Origin of the sequence: Bacteroides sp. OM05-10AA, from assembly GCF_003439055.1 — a bacterium.
Lineage (GTDB): Bacteria > Bacteroidota > Bacteroidia > Bacteroidales > Bacteroidaceae > Bacteroides > Bacteroides intestinigallinarum.
Window position 1 is genome coordinate 108,293 of the sequence record NZ_QSUR01000020.1, and the last position, 22,675, is coordinate 130,967.

The following is a 22,675-nucleotide window of genomic DNA, read 5'->3' on the forward strand; positions in this document are numbered from 1 at the left end:
CTATCACCTATCATCTATCAACTATCATCTATCACCTATCATCTATCATTTACCATTTATCACCTAGTAAATCTTTTTCCGGTAGCCAGCAGGAACTGTCGCACACCGTGTTGGAGATACGTTTTTCCACAGGGACGGCGGGATCGTGTGATTCTTGGCAAGGCAGGTAACGCCCGTTCACGGGGTCGTAGATAAAGCTGGCTACTCCGCCCGTGCCCAGATGTTTGAATTTCACTTTATCGACATACACACGGGTGACGCCCGCATCCTTGTCCCGTTCCACTACGATTCCGTAGTCGGCTTTGTTGTAAAAATCGGCAGAACCGCTGATGTCATACATTTCCACACGGGGAGTCGTGTTCGTTACGAGGTTGCGGTTCATTTTGCGGGGATGGGCAACGACCACCACCAGACAGTTATATTGCGTTGCAAATTCCGAGAATTTATTCAGTAAATTAGAAAGATACTGCGTTTCCGTTTGCCCCGGCAGAGGATTGTGGTCGAAACGGTTGAGCGGGTCGAGCACAATGATACGACATCCCCGGCGGACAACCAGTTCACGAGCTTTGGCAAGCACACGGTCGGGCGTCACATTGCCATTCAAAGAAATGTGAGAAACGTTTTCAGTCAGATATTCCTCCGAACGTATCAAAAGCCCCTCCGTCATGCCACAACCATTCTGAAAACGACGGCCGGTAAGTTTCTCTATCAGTTTTCGGAGATGATAGACAACAGGGTTATTTTCCGGACTGAAGAAAGCAATCTTCCATTGATGACGCAGACAGAGACGCAATACCAGCTCATCAATCCATTCGGATTTTCCATCACCGGGCACTCCGGTCACAATAAGGAGACGACGGCGCTCGTAGGTACAGATATTATCCATCGCTTCCCAACCCGTATCAGCACCGGGACCGAAACCGTTGTCGAAAAGAGCACGCAGATCGGCATGCAAATCGGCAGCGGTGAAAATTCCCTCAAGAGGCACTTCTGCCGCTTGTTCGATGGCAATGCGGAGACTTTGGATTCCATATTTACAGAGATGCTCATTGGCATCCTTGCACTCCGGCCCATAGGTGACCACCCGGCAACGCTCGGCTCCCAGACGGTTGATGAGTTCATCACGTAGCTTGAGCCCGGCAGAGTCGGCATCTACGGCGATGATGATTTCTTTCAAGTCCTCGAAATGAGTTTCCATAAAGCGGTCGAGCCAGGAGAGGTTCGAGTTGGCTCCGGCTGGCACGGAGATGACGCTTTTAAATCCCGCGGCGATGGAAGAAGCAGCATCCAGTTCGCCCTCGTGGATGATGCAGGAGGTTTGCCCTACGATGGAATCGATGTTGTAGGGAATCAGTTCGGCCCCCTGCACCATTTTGAAAAGTTTGGGGAGAGCGCGAAATTTAGTGTTTATCAGTTGCTCCCCCTCAAAGTAGTTGAAGCAGATGCAACGTTCCTTTTTGCCGGATTGTGGCATAAATTCTTCCTGCTCGGTGATGCGCAATGCGGCTATGACGGATTGAGGGATGCAACGCGTCTCCACCAGCCAACGCTCCATGTCTTCGGAAAGTGTGGTTTTCGAGGCATCGAACACAGGACGCTGGAAATGCTGCGGAATGGCTGCCGCACGACGTTTGCGAGCTGCCGCACGTTCGGCCTTTTCGCGTTCAACAATCTCATCGGGGACGTAGAAATCGGCTCCACAATGGTAACAGTGGCAATGTCCCGTGTCGACGTTGACACGCAGCGAACGGTCGCGCTTGTTCTTCCGGGTAGGAAGACATTTTTTACAAATCGTCTTGAGGACACCGCTCGATTTTCCGCGAATGTCGACATCATAACTGGCAAAATTTCTCATAATTTTCTTTCTTTTTCAAATTGTTTCAAACGGTTGACCGAAAAAGTGCAATAGCGCCATTCGGGAATTAAATTTCATCACCCACGGGCTTATCAAGTCCGGAGAGTGGGCTAAACATCGGTGAGGTGCGGGCATCATATCAGTAAGACGTGGGTACAGATAGGACGAGGTACGGGCACAATGCAAATGAAGTGCGGGCTCAATGTCCCCATTTCTTTTTCACATCATCCCATACTGCCGACGCATCCGGTCGTGGTGGCGCGTCATTCGGAATGGGATGCCCCAGATAGGTCCGTTGCCCATTAACCCTGTCTTCAAAACGGCCGTCATTCCGGTCGTTTTTCTCTCTCATTCCTGCCACCAATGCTTCACGCAACACACGGCAACTGGTAGATCCGGCAGCAATATAATTAGAGAAATACCGTCTCACATCTTCCAGAAAAAGTAGTTCGGCAGTCTTGCCATAAAGACGTATATGATCTTTGAACAGCCTGATGATTTGCGGCCGATGATCGAGAAAAAGGCGTCCCAGACCGGAGTGTTGGCCTGCCAGTTCCATGTAGGATTCGGAGGCAGCAAGTTGGTCGACCAAGTTTTCCCAAGATTCTACGGGCTGCAACGGACGTTGACTCTCTTCATCTATCGGACGAATCCGCATACCGCCTCCGGTAATCGCAGGAGTCGACGGACGAATCTCCACCCCGGCAGCAACGATAGCAGAAGCCACCGGAGAACTTCCATTTCCACCACCAGCACCAACAGCAGCAACCTGCGGTATCGCACCGGTATTGCTGCTGTTGTTTACAACAGAAGAAATACCCTTGTTCTCTTCTACTCTCCTCTCTTGGGTTTCGTTCGGTTTTTGCCCCTTGCCAGCGGGCGTTTCAGCGCTTCGGACAGACTTCTTCGGCCGACCTCCTTTTTTACCGTTTTCAGCATTCAATCTCCACTTTTCTTCGAGCCTTTTCATCACCCTGTCGAGATAGGGAGAACGAAACGTTTTCCGTTCTTCATCCACCTCGAAAAGATTGAATTCATACAACACCCGTTTCAGTATTTCCGGGTCCACATCATAACGCCGGGCAAACGCCTTTAGCAAAAAGGGCTGACAGGATGATTCATAATCATCTTTTGTTCGGAGATGCAGCAACAACATCATATAAATTCCGATCGCTTCCGCAGCATCCAACTCCGACATCATAACGGCAATATTATCGTCATTCAATAAATTTACCTCCAAATTAAAATATTGGTCTTTCTTCATTATAATAGCTAAGTATCTAAAATTCAACATAAAAAAATCCGACTGCAAAGGTGTGGAAACTTTTTTATTACATATCTCGCATTTTTGCGAGACAACGTATTCTTTTTTATCGGATATTTGCAACATATTTAACATAAAGCAATAAAATAAATGGAAAAGCATCGTAATTACACATCAGTTGAAATCGAGGAAATTAAGTTTGTAGAAGAACAGTATAAATATCGAATAATTTTAATCAATGAATTCCTTAATATATGTCATCTCACAATCGAGGATCTGTGCATTCATCTCGGCATTAACGAAGCCACTTTTTACAGGTATAAAAACAGTACAAGCCACATCAGCCTAAGTAACTATATATGTGCATGTAACTTTTTCCGACTTCACATGGAAGAGCATAAAATCCCTTACACGGAAAAACTTATTGACATGATAAGACGGACTGATATATTTTCTCATCAACAGAATAGCGACAAAGTATGAATTTAAATCCTGAAAAAGATAGAAATATCATATCTTTTATTACCTTTGCAGCACAGCGTAGCTGTCAAAACCAAAGGAAAAAACATGAATGAGAGTGAAGACACAAGCAATCCATCGGTAAAAGCACTCATTGTCTTTAGAGAAAACGGGGATACGGACAACTTGTTCGTACCCATTTTGTGCGATGCGATCAGGATGGCTGGCATTGACGTGCGATGTTCCACAAAAGAGTTTTGGAACTCGGATAAGCATTATGACATCATACATTTCCAGTGGCCGGAAGAAGTGGTGGGATGGACATGCAACGATCCTGATATCATCAGGCGTCTGGAAGAGCGAATCAGTTTTTTTCGTTCCGGGGGAACGCGTTTTGTCTACACACGCCACAATGTCCGTCCGCATTACGCAAACGGAATCATCAGCCGGGCCTATGACATTATCGAATCGCAGAGTGATATCGTTGTACACATGGGACGGTTTAGCCGGGACGAATTTCTCACGAAGTATCCTGACAGTCAGAATGTTGTCATTCCTCATCACATTTACCAATATACCTACAAAGAAGATATCAGCGTAGAGCGTGCACGTCAGTATCTCAACCTCTCGCAAGATGCATTCATCGTCACGGCTTTCGGAAAATTCCGCAACCGTGAAGAAATACGCATGGTGCTCGGAGCTTTCCGCGCCTGGGACGAGGAGCACAAGATGCTGCTGGCTCCGCGCCTCTACCCTTTCTCGAGACGCAACAGCTATGGCAGGAATTTCATCAAACAATGGATTTCAAAAGCCGGATACTATCTGCTCATGCCGCTGCTCAACCGTATGTATAAACTACAAGCGGGAGCCAACGACGAGCTGATAGACAACTGCGACCTGCCCTACTATATGGCTGCTTCAGACGTGATATTCATCCAGCGGAAAGATATACTGAATTCGGGCAATGTCCCCCTCGCCTTCCTCTACCACAAAGTTGTGGTGGGTCCCAAGGTGGGAAACATCGGCGAACTGCTTTCCGAAACCGGTAACCCGACTTTCGATCCCGACGACAAGAAAGACATCCTGCGAGCACTCGAAGAAGCCCGCCGGCTTGCCGCATGGGGACAAGGGGAAGTGAATTACGCATACGGTATGGAAAACATGAGCATCCGCAAAGTGGGACAAGCATACGCGCAAACATATAAACAAGCAATCAATGGCTAATAACATTAAGAGTCAATTATTTTCGGGGGTATTTTACACAGCGCTGGCCAAATACAGTGGCGTCGTCATATCCCTTGTTGTGGCAGGAATTCTGGCCCGTCTGCTATCACCGGACGACTTCGGTATCGTAGCTGTTGCCACCGTAATCATCGCCTTCTTCAATCTTCTCACCGACATGGGAGTGTCTCCCGCCATCGTGCAGCACAAATCGCTGACTAAAGATGATTTGTCGGACATCTTCTCATTTACTATATGGACGGGCATCGGAATCAGCATCCTGTTTTTCGCTTCTTCGTGGATCATCGCCGATTACTACCAAAGCGACACCCTGCGCATCCTGTGCCAACTGCTGTCCGTCAACCTGTTCTTCGCCTCCGCCACCATCGTGCCGGGAGCCATGTTCTACCGGAACAAAGAATTTAAATTCATTGCCATCCGTAGCTTCGTCATCCAGATTTCGGCAGGTGCAGCCGCGGTAACCGCCGCCCTCTGCGGAGCAGGATTGTACGCATTGATTATCAATCCAATCGTATCCAGCGTACTGATCTTCGTGATTTCCTTTCAGCGTTATCCGCAACGGTTGCGTTTCACACTCGGACTGACGGTACTCCGGAAGATATTTTCCTATTCCGCCTATCAATTCCTGTTCAATGTTATCAACTATTTCAGCCGCAATCTGGACAAACTGCTGATTGGTAAATATATGAGTATGTCCGATCTGGGATATTACGAAAAGTCGTATCGTTTGATGATGCTGCCCTTGCAGAATATCACGCAGGTAATCACTCCGGTGATGCACCCTATTTTCAGCGATTTCCAGAATGACAAGGGAAAACTGTTGAGTTCTTACGAACGTATCGTCCGTTTCCTCGCCTTTATCGGTCTGCCGCTTAGCGTGCTGCTTTTCTTCACGGCAGAGGAAGTGACGCTTATTATTTTCGGCGATCAATGGATGCCGTCCGTACCCGTGTTCCGGATACTGTCGCTCTCCGTAGGGATTCAGATTATACTCTCTTCGTCCGGCTCCATCTTTCAAGCGGCAGGCGATACACGAAGTTTGTTTGTGTGCGGAGTGTTTTCGTCCGCGTTCAACGTGGCGGGAATTTTGCTCGGCATCTTCCATTTTGGAACCCTGACAGCAGTGGCCAGTTGCATTGTGGTGACATTCACCATCAACTTCATACAGTGTTATTGGCAGATGTACCGGGTGACCTTCCGGCAAAGTGCCTGGCCGTTCATCCGTCAGCTTATTTCTCCGTTGGTGATTAGCATTTTGATAGCATTAGCCCTCATTCCAATGCAGTATGCGCTGGAAGGGATGAACATTTTTGTGACAATTATTGCTAAAGGTATCGTTAGTTTTATTATCTTTGGCATTTATATACAGATGACGCATGAGTATGACATTATCGGTAAAGTGCGGTCGTTCAGAAAAAAAAGTCTATAGCTATGAATATACGCGACATTTTTATAACGCTACGTTATAAAATAAGATATGGTAGCACTGTGGAATGGTACAATTTTTGGTACATCGTCTTGCGGAAAAAGAGAAAAATCACACCGCAAGTAGCTTCCATCGACGAAACGATACGTAAAATCATCGACGACCGTTGCTCTGTCAGCCGTTTTGGCGACGGTGAAGTGTTGCTCACCAGTCCGGAAAAGGAAATCCGTTTCCAGAAAGGTGATCCGTTATTGGCTAAAAGACTGACCGAAGTGCTGCAAAGTCACGAAGAAGGACATATTGTCTGCATCTCCGACGCATTCCGCGATTTGTATCGCTACAATCGCAAAAGTCGCCGGTTCTGGAGAACTCATTTTTATCTGTACGGTTCGTGGTGGGACCGTTTGCTGGTAGCGGGACGAAAATATTATAATACATTCGTCACCCGTCCGTATATGGATTTTGCCCGCAAAGAAGATTCCGCCCGATGGTTTCACGACATGAAGGGCATTTGGGACAACCGGGACATCGTCTTCATCGAAGGGGAGAAAAGCCGGCTCGGAGTGGGCAACGATCTTTTCGATAATGCCCGGAGCATCCGGCGTATTCTCTGTCCGCCCAGAGATGCATTCGAACGCCTGGAAGACATCAAGCGGGAGGCCTGCAAAGTGGAAAAAGAAGCCTTGTTTCTGATTGCCCTCGGCCCCGCAGCCACTGTGTTGGCCTACGATTTGTTTAAAGCCGGCTATCAGGCCATCGACGTTGGTCATGTGGACGTAGAGTATGAATGGTGGCGGATGGGAGCCCATAAAAAAGTGAAACTGGAACGAAAATATGTCAACGAAACTGCCATTGGCAGCGAAGTGGCGGATGCCGGAGAAGAATACCGGAAACAAATCATCGCCCAAATCGTTTGAGGAAGAAAAAAAACAGTTTGAGAAAGAAAAAACAGAATAAACAATTATTGAATACTGAAAAAAAAGAATGAAAGCTCTTTTCCTTATATTTCACGGCTTCAATGAGGCCAACGGAATTAGTAAGAAGATACGTTATCAGGTGAAAGCCCTCAAAGATTGTGGAGTGGATGTTCGCTTGTGTCATTATGATGTGACCTCTTATGGCGAACGGCGTTGGATGGTGGATGATGAAGTGATCGCCGATTTCGGCACGGGCTTTGCCGCAAAGATTTGGAAACGTGTCTACTACTCTCCTATTGTCGACTATGCACGCCGCGAAGGAATCGACTTTGTATATATGCGCTCTTTTCACAATGCCAGTCCGTTCACCCTCCGGCTGGTGAAGTCGTTGAAACGTACAGGCGCAAAAGTGGTGATGGAAATTCCTACTTATCCTTACGATCAGGAGTACGTCACCCGTTCCATGAAATTTCATCTGGCCATCGACCGCTGTTTCCGTCACAAGCTCGCAAAGGCTCTGGACGGTATTGTCACTTTCTCCAATGCGGAAGAAATATTTGGCGGAAACACCATACGCATCTCCAACGGAATTGATTTTGAAGCGATTCCGATGAAGCAGCAGCAGAATGACACTTCGAAAGAGTTGCACTTGATCGGAGTGGCGGAAGTGCACTACTGGCACGGCTTCGACCGCCTTGTGCGCGGATTGGCAGATTATTACCGCAACAATCCGGAATATAAAGTATATTTCCATATTGTAGGCCCGCTGTCCGGCGAACGGGAACGGGCGGGGATCTTGCCTGTTGTCCGTGACAACCATCTCGAACCGTATGTTCTTCTACATGGTCCTTTGCATGGCGACGAACTGGATGCGATGTTCGAAAAAGCAGATTTTGCCATTGGTAGCCTGGGACGCCACCGCAGCGGAATTACGTATATCAAAACGTTGAAAAACCGAGAGTATGCCGCACGTGGCTTCGCATTCACTTACTCGGAAACCGACGACGACTTCGACCACATGCCGTATGTATGGAAGGTGGCACCCGACGAATCTCCGGTGGATATTCAGGGACTGATCGACTTCCGGAAGACGCTGAAAATGACGCCTGCCGAGATACGCGAATCGGTCTGCCCGCTATCGTGGAGGGCGCAGATGCAGAAAGTGATCGACGCCATAAAGACTAAAGATAAATAAACAAAAACACAATTAATAACAAACAATATTCTGATAAACATGAAAATAGCCTACTGCATCCCCGCCCTCTACTACCCTAGCGGCATGGAACGGGTATTGACACTGAAAGCAAATTACTTCGCCGAAGTGTTTGGTTATGAAATACATATCATCCTCACAGACGGGAAGAGCAAGAAACCGTACTACGAACTGCATCCGTCCATCACTCTTCATCAGCTCGACATTGATTATGATGAATTGAACGGAATGTCATTCTATAAAAAACTACCTAAATATATTGCAAAACAAGGACGGTTTAAAAGGAAACTCAACGAATGTCTGCACCAGATTCGTCCGGACATTACTATCTCCCTGCTCCGCCGTGACATCAATTTCATTAATCGGATGACGGACGGTAGCGTGAAGTTGGGTGAAATACACTTTAACAAATCTAACTACCGAGATTTCAGCAATAGTCGCCTGCCCGCATTCTTACGGACAATCGTAAGCAATTATTGGAGAGCTCAATTATATCGACAACTTCGCCAGTTAAAACGTTTTATCGTATTGAGCCATGAGGATGCCCAGGAATGGACAGAATTGGATAATGTTGAAGTGATCCATAACCCTCTTCCTTTTTTTCCCGACCAAATGTCTGACGATAGTCATAAGCAGGTTATAGCAGTAGGACGATATGTTCCACAGAAAGGATTCGACCGCCTGATCCCGGCTTGGCAACTTGTTGCCAGAAAGCATCCCGACTGGATACTGCGTATCTACGGAGACGGTATGCGCGAGCAACTGCAACAACAGATTAACTCTTTAGGAATTACTGCCAGTTGCATACTGGAACCTACTGTTTCCAATATTGTCGATAAGTACTGTGAAAGTTCAATTTTTGCCCTTTCATCACGTTTCGAAGGTTTTGGAATGGTTATTATAGAAGCAATGGCATGTGGCGTGCCGCCCGTATCATTCACCTGTCCCTGCGGCCCGCGGGATATTATCAGCGACGGAAAAGACGGTTTGCTGGTAGAAGACGGGAATATCGAACAGTTGGCGGAGAAAATCTCTTATTTAATAGAGAATGAAGATATACGCAAGAAAATGGGACAGCAGGCGCGTATGGACGTCCAACGTTTCCGGATAGAAAATATTGCCGAACAATGGAAACAACTATTTGAAAGTCTGATTATCCCGGTTAATGAAAACAAATAAAGTATTCAATATCTATGGAATGGTATTCTAAGTATTTACAGGTATATGAGAAACCTTTTGCGGAAGCTCCGCAAGCCGTTATCGAGGAAGTACGCCACAATCTGGCCGGATTGCAGAGTAACGAACCGCTTGTCACTGTATCGCTCATCGGATACAATGAGGAAAAACATCTGCTCGCCTGTCTCTGGTCGTTGAGCGAGATGCAATGTAAATATCCTGTAGAAATCATTGGTGTGGACAACGAATCGAAAGATCGCACAGCGGAGATTTACGAGGCTTGCGGTGTGCCTTATTTCACGGAAACGCAACATAGTTGTGGTTTTGCCCGTCTCTGCGGACTGAACCATGCCCGTGGAAAATATCATATCAACATTGATTCTGACACGATGTATCCGGCAAAGTATGTGGAAACAATGGTGGATGCGCTCGAAAAGCCGGGTGTAGTGGCTGTCAGCTCGCTTTGGAGTTATATTCCTGACAAGGATCATTCTTGGATAGGGCTGAAAATCTATGAGGCTGCACGCGACTTGCATTTATGGTTGCAGTCTTTCAAGCGTCCAGAGCTTAGTGTGCGCGGACTGGTATTTGCTTACCGGACGGAATATGCGAGGAAAACGGGAATTCGCACGGACATTATCCGCGGCGAAGACGGGTATCTGGCTTTGCAGCTCAAGCAATTTGGAAAGATTGCATTTGTACGGAAAAGACGTGCGCGTGCCGTGACGGGATATGGGACGGTGGGAGCCGACGGAACTCTGTTCAATAGTTTCAAGGTACGTGTCGTCAGCAGATTGAAAGGAATCGGAGGACTTTTTACCAAGAAGAAGGAATATAAGGATGAGGAGAGTAATCTCGTAAAAAAGAAGTAAGAAAGGAAAGCCTATGTACAAGAATCTCAATATCAGTATCGTTTTATTTTTAATTCTTAGTCTGGTTATGTCGGGATGTATCCGAAAATTGAACCTATATCAAGGAGATAAAGACGGGGATGAAGATCAGGATAATGGAAAGAGGCGGGATGTCATCTGCGCAACAGAATTCATATATCCTTTCGATGCTGAAACTGCTGATAAAGAAATAGAAATAACTATTCACCTGAAGACAGACAGACAGGTAGGATATCTGTATACGGAAATACCAACATTGAAATATAACAAAGATTGGCTGTTTCTTATGACACAGGACGACTGTATGCATTCAGCCTTTTCGTATACATGGGCTGCTATCCATGGCAAACCTTTATCTTATATTTACTACTGCGATTTGGCTCATCTGCAAAACGGTGATTTGCCTCCTGATTATTATTCATTGGGAAAAACATTAGCTACCACCAATGGTACCGGACAGGAAGTACGCTTCTCTTTTGGAACTACCGTGGCTGCCGATGATGATTTAATGAACACAAAAACATGGGTACAAAATGGATATACAAGAGATTATTTTCGCTTTTATAAAAAGACAATGTTAGTATGGGGTAACTTGCAGGAAATGATGAACTACGGAGTAAGCATTGCTTTCCATGACCTGAATCTACCTGACGAAGAAAAAACAGAAGATAAGTTACTGGCACAATTTCCTGTTGCTCAAAGCATGATACGTGAGAAACTGAATAATCGAACTTGTAAAATGCTGGCAGAGCCTAATGGAGACAAAAATTATATCAAAGCTGCTTTGAGATATGATAAAATCAGAACCCTGTGTGCACAAAGCGGAGCAATAAAACTCTATCCATTTCAAGAGAAAAGAGATCTTGAACAAGTAGTGATCGAAAGAGCTTTCTATGACCCACCCCAGGGTAGCGGGCTAACAAATCCGGATATGATTAAGGCGGCTATTCTCAAGGAACTGGAGCTTCCGAAAGAAGATCGGGCAGCTATCTCTATAGGCGCTCATAATACAGATACCGGCTGGGTGGACTTCCTGAAATGGCTCAACGATACATACGGACGGGATGGTGACGACTCAATGTGGTTTACCAACCAAGAGGAATATTATGAGTATTATTATTATCGCCTACACAGCAAACCGGAAATCCAACAAACAGATACGCACACGTGGAAACTGACGCTAAATCTGAATGGGGAGGATTCCGCTCCTTTCTATTATCCTTCTGTGACTGTAAATATCCTGGGACTTAAAATGGAGGACATTGAAAGCATAGAATCAAATGAAGACGTTACAGGACTCTCTTATGGTGACCATAAAGATATTTTTATGCTAAATATCGACTGCCGGAAATACCTGGCGGAACACGCCGAGAATTTCGTGAAACGCTATGAAGCGAATCCGGCAGATGCTTCTGCCAAAGCGGATGCCAACTACTTTGTGAATATGCTGAAAGATTCAGATAAAAAGACGGAGTTGAAGAAACGAGCTGAATAAAATGAAATAAGAGGCTAATAAGAGCTGAATGTAAAACGATGCAAGAAAAATAAACAAATATAGCTATGAACGAAACCATTACCCTTTGTCTTGAAATTATTTTCTGGTTTGCCCTGTTCGTTGTGTTCTACACCTATTTGGGCTATGGAATTGTGCTTTATATTCTTGTCAAGTTGAAAGAGCTTTTCGTGAAGCCTGTGAAGCGTTCGTTGCCGGCATCGGACGCAGACCTGCCGGAAGTTACCCTTTTCATTACGGCTTTCAACGAAGAAGATGTAGTGGACGAGAAGATGGAAAACAGTCTTGAGCTGGATTATCCCGCGGACAAGCTGCACATCGTATGGGTGACGGACGGAAGCGATGACGGTACGAACGAACGATTGCAGACGCGTTGGCAGGGGAAAGCGACCGTACATTTCCAACCGCTCCGGCAAGGTAAGACGGCTGCAATGACACGTGGAATGACGTTGGTGGATACTCCGCTCGTTGTTTTTACGGATGCCAACACGATGGTGAACCGGGAGGCCATACGGGAAATCGTGCTTGCTTTCCAGGATCCGAAAGTGGGCTGCGTGGCTGGTGAAAAACGAATTGCTGTGCAGACCAAAGACGGGGCGGCTGCCGGTGGTGAAGGTATTTACTGGAAATACGAATCAACCCTGAAAGCACTTGATGCACGGCTCTACTCGGCCGTAGGAGCAGCAGGCGAACTGTTTGCCGTGCGTAACGAGCTATTCGAAGCGATGGAACCGGATACGTTGCTCGACGATTTTATTCTTTCACTCCGGATCACAATGAAAGGTTACACCATCGCTTATTGTACGAATGCTTATGCCATCGAAAGCGGTTCGGCAGATATGCGCGAAGAAGAAAAGCGGAAAGTGCGCATCGCTGCGGGAGGATTGCAGTCCATCTGGCGGCTTCGTCCGTTGCTGAATCCTTTCCGTTACGGGATACTTAGCTTTCAATATACGTCGCACCGGGTATTGCGATGGTCTATTACTCCGTTCCTGTTGTTTGCGCTCTTCCCGCTGAATATTGCGATTCTGCTGTTGGGTGGTTCTACCATATTTTACGGAGTGCTGCTTGCCATGCAGGTTCTTTTTTACGGGTTGGGATATTGGGGATATTACCTATCTACGAAACAGATAAAAAACAAGTTGCTCTTTATCCCCTACTACTTTTTATTTATGAATGTCAATGTGCTGAAAGGCATCCGCTATCTCAAGAAGAAAAAAGGAAGCGGAGCCTGGGAAAAGGCGAAGCGCGCCGAAAAGTAAGAACAAATGCCGGAATCTTTTGTTATCCTTATAGGAGATATAAGTCTTTAATATCTAATAAAAAACAAACATGGACAGAATATTACATGATGCGAATAACGCACAAAGAATATTGAAACTGACAGCAGATACAATGCTATTGGTTGACAGACATGGCGTCTGCGTAGACATTGAGCCTCATTGTGATCTATGGTTTCTGCAAGAGGATATACTTTTAGGAAAAAATATATTTGAGCTTTTACCGGAATATACAAGAGAGAGGGTGATGCCCATCTTTCAGATTGTACTCGAAGAACAGCGTAGCATCAGCAAGAACTTCAAGCTGGTGCTGAATGACGAAATCTTCTACTTCAAATGCCTCATGTTTCCGTATGACGGCATGGTGCTTTGCCAATATCGTGACATCACGCAGAGAAGTAACGTGAAGCGTCGGCTGGAGCAGGCGAATCTTACTCTAAGGGCCATCCAGAAGGTTGCCCAGATAGGACAATGGGCATACAATACGAACCAGAACGTTTTCCATTATTTGGGTTATACAGGCGTTTTGTGTGAGGAAAGTGTGCAGAATCTCGCCATTGAAAAATATGTGGAACTGATTGTAGAAGAAGACCGTCAGAGTTTCAGGGAATGGTGTCGGGGGAACGAAAGGGAGCTCAACATGGAGAGCATCAGCTATCGCGTCCGCCTGAACGGGGAAATCTTCTATATGCGTATCCAGACTTATTTGCGTGAAGAGCGCTCCGACGGTAGTTTCAATATCGAGGGGTATATTCAGAATATCACGGACATACAGCATCGCAGAAACGACATCAACACGTTGACGCACGCTATCAACAACGCCAAAGAGAGTATCTTTGCCGCCAGACCCGATGGTACGATCATCTTCGCCAACCGCCGTTTCCTGCACAATCACGGTATCTCCGAAAGTGAGGATATCAGCCAGCTGAAAATCTATAATGTTGCCGCAGATATGCCCACGCAAGAGGCTTGGGACGAACGCTGTAAAAATGCCAGACATGGTATTAGCAGTAACTTTGTGGCTCACCATCCGTCGAAAATCAATAAAGATATATTGGCTTACGAATGTACGATGTACAACGTCACCAATGATTCCGGTGAAGAAAGTTACTGGTCGTTTGCCCATGATATTTCCGAACGGATTCGGTATGAGGCCCAAATCAAACGGCTGAATCAAATCATGGATACGACGATCAATAATCTCCCCGCGGGAATTGTAGTGAAGGAAATCAATAATGATTTCCGGTACATTTACCGGAACCGGGAGGCTTATAACCGCGATCTTTACAAGAACGATCCTGTCGGTAAGAATGACTTCGATTTCTATCCGCCTATCGTGGCCGAGAAGAAGAGACAGGAGGATATTCAAGTGGCCACCAGCGGAAAAGGTCTGCACTGGACGGTGGAAGGAAAGGACCGGAACGGAAACCTGATTATCCTTGACAAACGGAAGATCCGGGTGGATGGGGATGAATTGTCTTCGCCTATCATCGTCAGCATCGAATGGGATGTCACGGAACTGGAAATGATGAAGCGGGAGCTACTGTCTTCGAAGGAGAAAGCGGAAATGTCTGATAATTTAAAATCGGCTTTCCTTGCCAATATGAGTCATGAGATACGTACTCCGCTGAATGCTATTGTGGGATTCTCACATCTCATTGCCGAAAGTGATGATGCGGAAGAACGAAAGACGTATTACAACATCGTAAACGCGAACAACGAGCGTCTTTTGCAACTCATCAACGAGATTCTCGATCTCTCGAAGATTGAATCGGGGACTATTGAATTTTCTTTCGGACCTGCCAGCCTACATAATCTCTGCCGGGAAGTGCACGATGCTCATATATTCCGCACTCCGCAGGGAGTAAGTCTTGTTTATGAACCTTCGGACGAGACTCTGATGATTGAAACGGACAAGAACCGGGTGTTCCAGGTGATTTCAAATCTGATTGGGAATGCTGTCAAGTTTACGAAAGAAGGAAGTATCAGTTATGGTTACAAGCTGGTGGACAACCAGATTGTTTTCCACGTAACGGATACCGGAACGGGAATTGAGCCGGAGAAAGTGGGTCGTGTGTTCGAACGCTTTGCCAAGCTGAACAATCATGCACAGGGCACCGGGTTGGGATTATCTATCTGTCAATCTATCGTTGAGCGTCTCGGTGGCAGGATTTCCGTCAGCTCCGAGTTTGGCAAGGGAACGACGTTTACATTTACTTTGCCGTATACGGTTGCAGAATCTGTGAGTGTAGATTCGGAGAAAAAGAATGGTGATGAGACGAGCGGGGAAATGAAAAGTGCTGTAAATACACGACATGCCTGTATTTTGGTTGCCGAAGATACGGACAGTAACTTTGATTTATTGGAGGCTATCTTAGGTAAGGAGCACCGGATTATACGTGCACATGACGGAATGGAGGTTGTCACGATGTTCGATGAGGTGAAACCCGATCTTATCCTGATGGATATTAAAATGCCGAATCTGGATGGATTGGAGGCTACGAAGATCATTCGGGAGCTGTCTGCCACTGTTCCTATCATTGCTCAAAGTGCCTTTGCTTATGAGCAGGACCGGAAAGCGGCGAAGGAAGCCGGATGCAACGATTTTATAGCTAAACCGATAGCGGATGATAAGCTAAGAGCCATGATTCATAAATGGCTGTCGCCTTCGTAAAAGAATACATATTATAGAGTACATATTATATAGTAAACGCTTTAATAGTGATATAATCACCCAATAATTTAGATTAGATGAAAGCCTTTTACAGACTGTTTTATTACATATCCATCGTGCTGACCAGTATTTTGGCAGGAGTTACCATTGCGGGCGCCTTCGTAGGTAATGCCACACCGGATAGTTTCAAATTTATGCCTTTCATCGGTTTGATTTTACCGATACTTTTGTTGGCTAATCTTGCTTCTGTCATCTACTGGACGATCCGTTGGCGGTGTTGGGTTTTCATCCCTCTGATTGCTATATTTAGTAACTGGAGCTATATTAGTTGTGTGATTCGTTCTCCTTTTTTCAGTCCGGCTTCGGCTCCAATGGTCAAAATGAACGCGTATACTCCTGGTATTCTAACTGTTGCTACTTACAACGTTGATGCCTTTAATCATGAGGATACCGGTTATTCATGCAAAGAGATAGCTTCTTACATGAGAAATCTACAAGCAGATATTCTCTGTTTTCAGGAGTTTGGCATTAATGATGAGTTTGGTGTAGACAGTATAGCTGCGGTTCTTTCTGATTGGCCGTATCATTTTATTCCTATTTCTCCCGAGGGAAAACATTTGTTGCAACTGGCTGTTTTCAGCCGTTACCCCATCAAGGAGGAGAATCTTATCGTCTATCCTGATTCGAAAAATTGCAGTCTCTGGTGTGATATTGAGATTAATGGCCGTACTATCCGTCTGTTCAACAATCATCTCCAAACAACGGAAGTGAGCCAGAACAAGCGCAAACTGGAAAAGGGACTCCGCACGGATGATTCTCAAAGGGTGGAACGTGCCGCTGTGGGATTGATTGACGGATTGCATGAGAATTTCCGGAAACGTGCCGCACAAGCTAATACTCTAAAGCAACTGATAGCTGCCTCCCCCTATCCTACTATCATCTGCGGTGACTTTAACTCTCTGCCGTCTTCGTATGTTTATCACACTGTAAAAGGTGATAAGTTGCAGGATGGTTTTCAGACGAGTGGTCATGGGTATATGTATACTTTCAAGTTTTTCAAGCATCTGTTAAGAATCGACTATATTCTCCATTCACCGGAACTGAATAGTACGGATTACTTCTCTCCGGATCTTACTTATAGCGATCATAATCCGGTGGTGATGAGGGTGAAGTTATAAAAGAGTAAGAGGATGATAAGCAAATAATCATATCCTTAAAGATATTCCGTTTAAATCAAAATCTTACTGATAATAAAAAAGGCTGTCCCGAACAAACGAGACAGCCTTTCATTATTTTGAGATTTTATCGAATTAATGGAATATATAACGAAGACTAAACTGAACAGAGTAAGTAGATCTAAAATCTTTATACTCTGTATAAGTTTCCGTCAACCTTTTGCCACTATTCTTTTGGAATGTATATCCCTTGCCTTCTCCAGTAGTACTATTTCCCTTATCGTAAGCCAAGAGATTGGTATTATTTACGGTCTTATACAATCCCCAATCTGAATTTAACAAATTCAAGAAGTTCTTAATATCAACACCAAATTGAAGAGTATGACGTTTACCACCAACTTTAAGATAGAAATCTTGCATAAATTTCAAATCCAATTGATGATGCCAAGGCATAACCACTCCACCGCGATCTACATATTCACCTTTGTGCTTCTTCAAATAGCTATCTTGGTTGATATATGCCCAAAAGTCATCTTTTTGTTGATCCGCACTATAAATTTGCCCGTCTAATTTATAGTCATCATATGTTTTATTTACACTATTATATGTTTTTTCCGCAAATGTCCAATTATTCAGCTCTTCTCTTGAAGCAGGAATATATAACAAGTTATTAGCTCCACCATCGCCAACAATGTTGCCAGCAAATGTATAGGAATAACGAGCATAACCATAACCACCAGCATATCCCATATTCATTCCTTCATAAATGAATGATAATGAGGAAGCAAATCTTTTAGCATATTCCAAACGATAACCAGCTGAAGCTACAATACGGTGAGGAGAAACATAGGTACCATAACCTGTTTCATGTTCATTAATACCGCCTACAGAATAAGTATTTGTTCTATATGCAGAAGTTACCTGATCACCAATACCATCACTGTACGCCTTAGCTTTCGAATATGTATATGCTGCAGACAAATACAAGCCAAAATCAAAAGATTTAGCTAATTGAGTAGTAATAGAATAATAATGGGCCTTGTGACCACCATTCTCTATATAGAATACATTCTGGTCTTTTGCATTTGTCCATGAAGCATCAGAGTATTTGCTATATGAGTCACGTGTATCATTCGGATTAAAAGTGATCGTAGCTTCTGAAGGCTTAATAGCTTTATTAGAAATAACGGCAGGATTGATATCTTTATTAAATATGCCTTCTATCGAAAAATCAATATCTCCGGGAAGTTTTGCATCAAAAGCTAATGAAGTCTTCCATGTAGACGGCATTTTCAAATCTTTATCAATAATCGTAGGATCCTTAGGAGACTTAATTTCAGCAGTCCCCCTGCCATTCGGATACAATTCATTCAGAACTCCTGATACTGATGGTTGAAAATAAGGTTTCAAAGCAGCATTAGCCACATTTGTATAATAGTACTGATTCTGACCGACATTAGAGTTTCCAACCGCAGATACTAACCATACAAATGGTAAACGGCCTACATAAAGCCCAGTACCTCCACGAAGAACATATTTACGCTCACCGGTAATATCCCAATTGAATCCTACACGTGGAGACACAGATATCTTTGCAGAAGGAACTTGATCTGTAGAGTAGCTTACTCCGCCAAACTCACATCTTGCAAAATCTTCATTATAGTTATTCTTCAGAGAAGGATATTTAGGCATCTCAAAACGAATACCAGCAGTCAACTTAAAGTTCTCACTAATATTCATCTGATCTTGTAAATACAATGAATATTGCAAAGTTTTCATTTCAGCCTTAAATTGGCTATAATCTGCCGCATTAGAGTGTGTGATAGCAAAAGCCTTAGGATATTCATTGTTTACGAAGCTATCCCATGATTTATACACATAATATCCATTACCAGCTTGTTGGAAACCATTTGTAGCCTTGTTATACTCAAACTGGAAACCAGCCAATAAATTATGAATACCTGCCGTATAAGACATTTCATCTGTGAGAACAAATGTTCTGGCTTGAGCTAAGTTGCCCGGAGAAAAGATATCTGGTCCAATACGTGCATAAACAGCACCGTCTTCCAAAATATCAATTGATGGAAAATCTGCTGCTCCCTCATAGCTTCTTGGCTCATCTTGGAAGGAGTAAGTGACACGTGTCACATTATTCAAACTACCATCTAACCATTTTGAGTTCCATTCTGAAGCATACGATGTAAAGTTATATTCCTTGAAGTAACGAGAATTTTCAAAATACATAGCAGCATTATGATTCACATTCCCAGATCCTTTGGAAGCTGCTGTTCCACCATCATAAATATCTGTTGCATAGAAAGGAGAAACAGAAGAAGTTGGGCCACTATTATCTTTTGAATGGGCACGTGTAAAACGGAAATTGAGTTTATTATTATCATTAATATTCCAGTCCAAACGTGCCATGATCTTGTAGGCCGGAGTCTTGATAGAGTATCCCTGATAACGTCCCGGATCATAGTCATACTTGTCTATAAAATAGTTGCGAATCTCATCCATCTTTCCTACTGTAGGACGATTCACATTGGCTGTATTAGATCCCCAATCATCACTGTCGCTTAAACGAGCTCTGCTCTTAGGACCAGCTGTTACATTATCTTCATATTCACCGTTTACAAAGAAAAACAACTTATTTTTTATGATTGCACCTCCAAAACTAGCGCCATAGAGGTATTTTTGAGATTTCTCACGTATTAACTCTAAATCACCTACCTTATCACCATTCAAATTCTCATTATTTAAATAAGTATAAGCTGTTGCATAGAAATCATTGGTACCACTTTTAGTTACAGCATTGATTGCCCCACCAATGAATCCACTTTGGCGAACATCAAACGGAGTTACAGATACTGCTATTTGTTCCAATGCATCCAAAGAAATAGGTGAACCTCCGCCCGGCAAGTTAGAACCGATACCAAATGAATTACTGAAAGCAGCACCGTCGACAGTTACAGAAGACTGACGGTAATTACCACCACCTACGGCAAAACCATTACCTGTGTTAGCTCCTTGCGGAGTTAAACGCATAATATCATTCATACTACGTCCAACAGTAGGGATCATAGCCATCTGCTCTTCTCCAATATTAGTAATAGCGCCTGCACGGTCACTCTTCATATTGCTGTTTTTTGAAGCCGTCACCACGATTTCATCTAACAATTCAGAGCTTTCTTTTAAAGAAACATTTAAAACATAATTCTCTCCCAATGAAAGGTTAATTCCCTTGTAAATTGCTGTTTGATAACCAACATAAGAAATTTCTACTTTGTAAGGGCCGCCGGTACGCATACCCTGCAGATTAAATTGACCACTGACGTTAGTCACTGTACCATAACGAGTGCCTGATGGTTCGTGAACCGCAACGACTGTTGCTCCAATGATTGGTTCATCTTGTGCGGTCACTTTACCACTCATCGTGGCTGTTGTAACCTGCGCGCTCATCGTGACAGCAATAAACAACATTACTAGCACTAAGAAAGATCGCATTCTCTTTAACATAAATGTAGTTGATTAGTTAATATAAATTGTTTGCTTTTAAAAACTGTGCACAAATATAATTAATAATATTTAGAACTACATTACGATTATACTACATTTTTTAAAGAGAGATAAACGTTTCACTACCTTATAAAATGATAAAGGCTCTACAATATTTGCAGAGCCTTTTATTTTGAAACAGAAAGCATTAGAAATGCTTCAATCTATTACTTTATACTAGTCAGTCATTAACTTTCTATAACGAACACGCTTCGGCTCTTCATTTCCCAAACGTTTCATTTTGTTTTCTTCGTATTCTGAATAAGACCCTTCGAAGTAGAATACATTGGAGTCTCCTTCAAAAGCCAGAATGTGTGTACAGATACGGTCGAGGAACCAACGGTCATGCGAGATAACTACGGCACAGCCGGCAAAATCTTCCAGACCTTCTTCCAAAGCACGCAGTGTGTTTACGTCAATATCATTGGTAGGCTCATCGAGCAACAGTACATTGCCTTCTTCTTTCAAAGCCATCGCCAAGTGTAAACGGTTTCTTTCACCACCGGACAGTACACCACAAAGTTTTTCCTGATCGCCTCCGGAGAAATTGAAACGGGAAAGGTATGCACGTGCATTGATGTCACGTCCTCCCATGCGGATCAACTCATTGCCACCGGAAATTACTTGGTAAACACTCTTATTCGGATCAATATCTCTGTGTTGCTGGTCTACATACGCCACCTTTACAGTCTCTCCTACTTCAAATTCTCCTTTATCTACTGTCTCCAATCCCATAATCAGACGGAACAGTGTCGTCTTTCCCGCACCATTGGGACCGATCACACCAACAATACCATTTGGAGGAAGCATAAAGTTCAAATCGTCAAACAATAGTTTATCGCCGTATGCTTTGGCCACCTGTTTCGCTTCAATGACTTTATTACCCAGACGCGGACCATTCGGAATGAAGATTTCAAGTTTTTCTTCTTTCTCTTTCACGTCTTCATTCAGCAACTTGTCATAAGAGTTAAGACGTGCCTTACCCTTTGCCTGACGGGCTTTCGGAGCCATGCGCACCCATTCCAACTCACGTTCCAGTGTTTTGCGACGTTTGCTGACGGTCTTTTCTTCCATTTCCATGCGTTTTGTCTTCTGTTCCAGCCAGGAAGAGTAGTTACCTTTCCAGGGAATACCTTCACCACGGTCTAGTTCGAGAATCCATCCGGCTACATGATCGAGGAAGTAACGGTCGTGCGTCACGGCAATAACCGTACCTTCATATTGCTGAAGATGTTGTTCCAACCAGTCGATAGATTCTGCATCCAAGTGGTTGGTAGGTTCGTCCAGCAAGAGCACATCCGGTTTCTGCAACAACAAACGACATAAAGCTACCCGACGACGTTCACCTCCGGACAGGTTTTCTACCGGCTGATCTTCAGGCGGACAACGGAGAGCATCCATCGCACGCTCCAGTTTGCTATCCAGATTCCATGCATCAGTCGCATCAATGATATCTTGCAGTTCGCCCTGACGGGCAAAAAGAGCATCCATCTTATCCTGATCCTCGTAGTACTCCGGTAAACCGAACTTCTGATTGATTTCTTCGTATTCTGTCAGTGCGTCAACAATGGGTTGCACGCCTTCCATTACTACTTCTTTTACTGTCTTTGTGTTGTCTAAATAAGGTTCCTGTGCCAAGTAACCCACGGAATATCCCGGAGAGAACACCACTTCTCCCTGATAGGATTTCTCCAAACCGGCGATGATCTTCAATAACGTTGATTTACCGGAACCGTTCAAACCGATAATACCGATTTTCGCTCCATAGAAAAACGACAGGTAAATGTCTTTCAGCACATTCTTATTGGGGGTGAAAGCCTTGCTCACTCCCACCATCGAGAAGATAATTTTTTTATCGTCAGCAGCCATATGTATGATTATATATTGTTGATAATGGCACAAAGATAAGAAAAATGTTTGAATTCTTTTGGAGTTATAAAAAAATGTTCTACCTTTGCACCCGCATTCGAAAGAAAGCACTGAAGGACCGATTCGCTAGCTCAGCAGGTAGAGCACAACACTTTTAATGTTGGGGT

Annotated in this window: 14 protein-coding genes; 10 read left to right on the top strand and 4 right to left on the bottom strand. The window is 44.3% G+C overall.

What is annotated here, in order from left to right; all coding sequences use genetic code 11:
• Nucleotides 1-49: 49 nt before the first annotated feature.
• A complete protein-coding gene (locus DXB58_RS16340) occupies nt 50-1,855 on the bottom strand; it encodes a bifunctional DNA primase/helicase (protein ID WP_122137546.1) in 1,806 nt (601 codons plus the stop codon).
• A 199-nt stretch (nt 1,856-2,054) separates the two neighbouring features.
• Nucleotides 2,055-3,119: a Lin1244/Lin1753 domain-containing protein gene (locus DXB58_RS16345; protein WP_122137562.1), complete on the bottom strand. Its 1,065-nt coding sequence runs from the start codon at nt 3,117-3,119 to the stop codon at nt 2,055-2,057.
• 567 nt (nt 3,120-3,686) lie between these two features.
• Between DXB58_RS16345 and DXB58_RS16355 the strand changes: the two genes are divergently transcribed.
• The 10 genes from DXB58_RS16355 to DXB58_RS16400 all read left to right on the top strand — a co-directional run bounded on the left by DXB58_RS16355 (nt 3,687) and on the right by DXB58_RS16400 (nt 17,087).
• Nucleotides 3,687-4,802 carry a glycosyltransferase family 1 protein gene (locus DXB58_RS16355; protein ID WP_122137563.1) on the top strand — a complete coding sequence of 372 codons (1,116 nt, stop codon included), beginning with the start codon at nt 3,687-3,689 and terminating at the stop codon, nt 4,800-4,802.
• On the top strand, nt 4,795-6,249 hold the full coding sequence (locus DXB58_RS16360; RefSeq protein ID WP_122137548.1) for a lipopolysaccharide biosynthesis protein: 1,455 nt from the start codon (nt 4,795-4,797) through the stop codon (nt 6,247-6,249). Before DXB58_RS16355 ends, DXB58_RS16360 begins: the two co-directional genes overlap by 8 nt.
• Nucleotides 6,250-6,251: 2 nt before the next feature.
• On the top strand, nt 6,252-7,163 hold the full coding sequence (locus DXB58_RS16365; protein ID WP_122137549.1) for an SP_1767 family glycosyltransferase: 912 nt from the start codon (nt 6,252-6,254) through the stop codon (nt 7,161-7,163).
• Between the two features lie 67 nt (nt 7,164-7,230).
• Entirely contained in the window at nt 7,231-8,358 is a 1,128-nt protein-coding gene (locus DXB58_RS16370; RefSeq protein WP_122137550.1) for a glycosyltransferase family 1 protein, read from the top strand.
• A gap of 39 nt (nt 8,359-8,397) precedes the next feature.
• Nucleotides 8,398-9,555 (top strand): glycosyltransferase family 4 protein, encoded by a 1,158-nt coding sequence (locus DXB58_RS16375; RefSeq protein WP_122137551.1) that lies wholly within the window; start codon nt 8,398-8,400, stop codon nt 9,553-9,555.
• Between the two features lie 14 nt (nt 9,556-9,569).
• Entirely contained in the window at nt 9,570-10,424 is an 855-nt protein-coding gene (locus DXB58_RS16380) for a glycosyltransferase family A protein (RefSeq protein WP_122137552.1), read from the top strand.
• 13 nt (nt 10,425-10,437) lie between these two features.
• Nucleotides 10,438-11,937, top strand: coding sequence for a hypothetical protein (locus DXB58_RS16385; RefSeq protein WP_122137553.1), 1,500 nt, complete (start codon nt 10,438-10,440; stop codon nt 11,935-11,937).
• 65 nt (nt 11,938-12,002) lie between these two features.
• Nucleotides 12,003-13,217: a glycosyltransferase family 2 protein gene (locus DXB58_RS16390; RefSeq protein ID WP_122137554.1), complete on the top strand. Its 1,215-nt coding sequence runs from the start codon at nt 12,003-12,005 to the stop codon at nt 13,215-13,217.
• A 70-nt stretch (nt 13,218-13,287) separates the two neighbouring features.
• Nucleotides 13,288-15,909 (top strand): ATP-binding protein, encoded by a 2,622-nt coding sequence (locus DXB58_RS16395; protein ID WP_122137555.1) that lies wholly within the window; start codon nt 13,288-13,290, stop codon nt 15,907-15,909.
• A 77-nt stretch (nt 15,910-15,986) separates the two neighbouring features.
• On the top strand, nt 15,987-17,087 hold the full coding sequence (locus DXB58_RS16400; RefSeq protein ID WP_122137556.1) for an endonuclease/exonuclease/phosphatase family protein: 1,101 nt from the start codon (nt 15,987-15,989) through the stop codon (nt 17,085-17,087).
• A 132-nt stretch (nt 17,088-17,219) separates the two neighbouring features.
• On the opposite strand, the gene DXB58_RS16405 is transcribed toward DXB58_RS16400, so the two are convergent.
• Together DXB58_RS16405 and ettA are read right to left on the bottom strand one after the other, a co-directional pair.
• On the bottom strand, nt 17,220-20,600 hold the full coding sequence (locus tag DXB58_RS16405) for a TonB-dependent receptor domain-containing protein (RefSeq protein WP_122137557.1): 3,381 nt from the start codon (nt 20,598-20,600) through the stop codon (nt 17,220-17,222).
• A gap of 216 nt (nt 20,601-20,816) precedes the next feature.
• Nucleotides 20,817-22,508 carry an energy-dependent translational throttle protein EttA gene (gene ettA, locus DXB58_RS16410; RefSeq protein ID WP_004300352.1) on the bottom strand — a complete coding sequence of 564 codons (1,692 nt, stop codon included), beginning with the start codon at nt 22,506-22,508 and terminating at the stop codon, nt 20,817-20,819.
• Between the last annotated feature and the right edge of the window lie 167 nt (nt 22,509-22,675).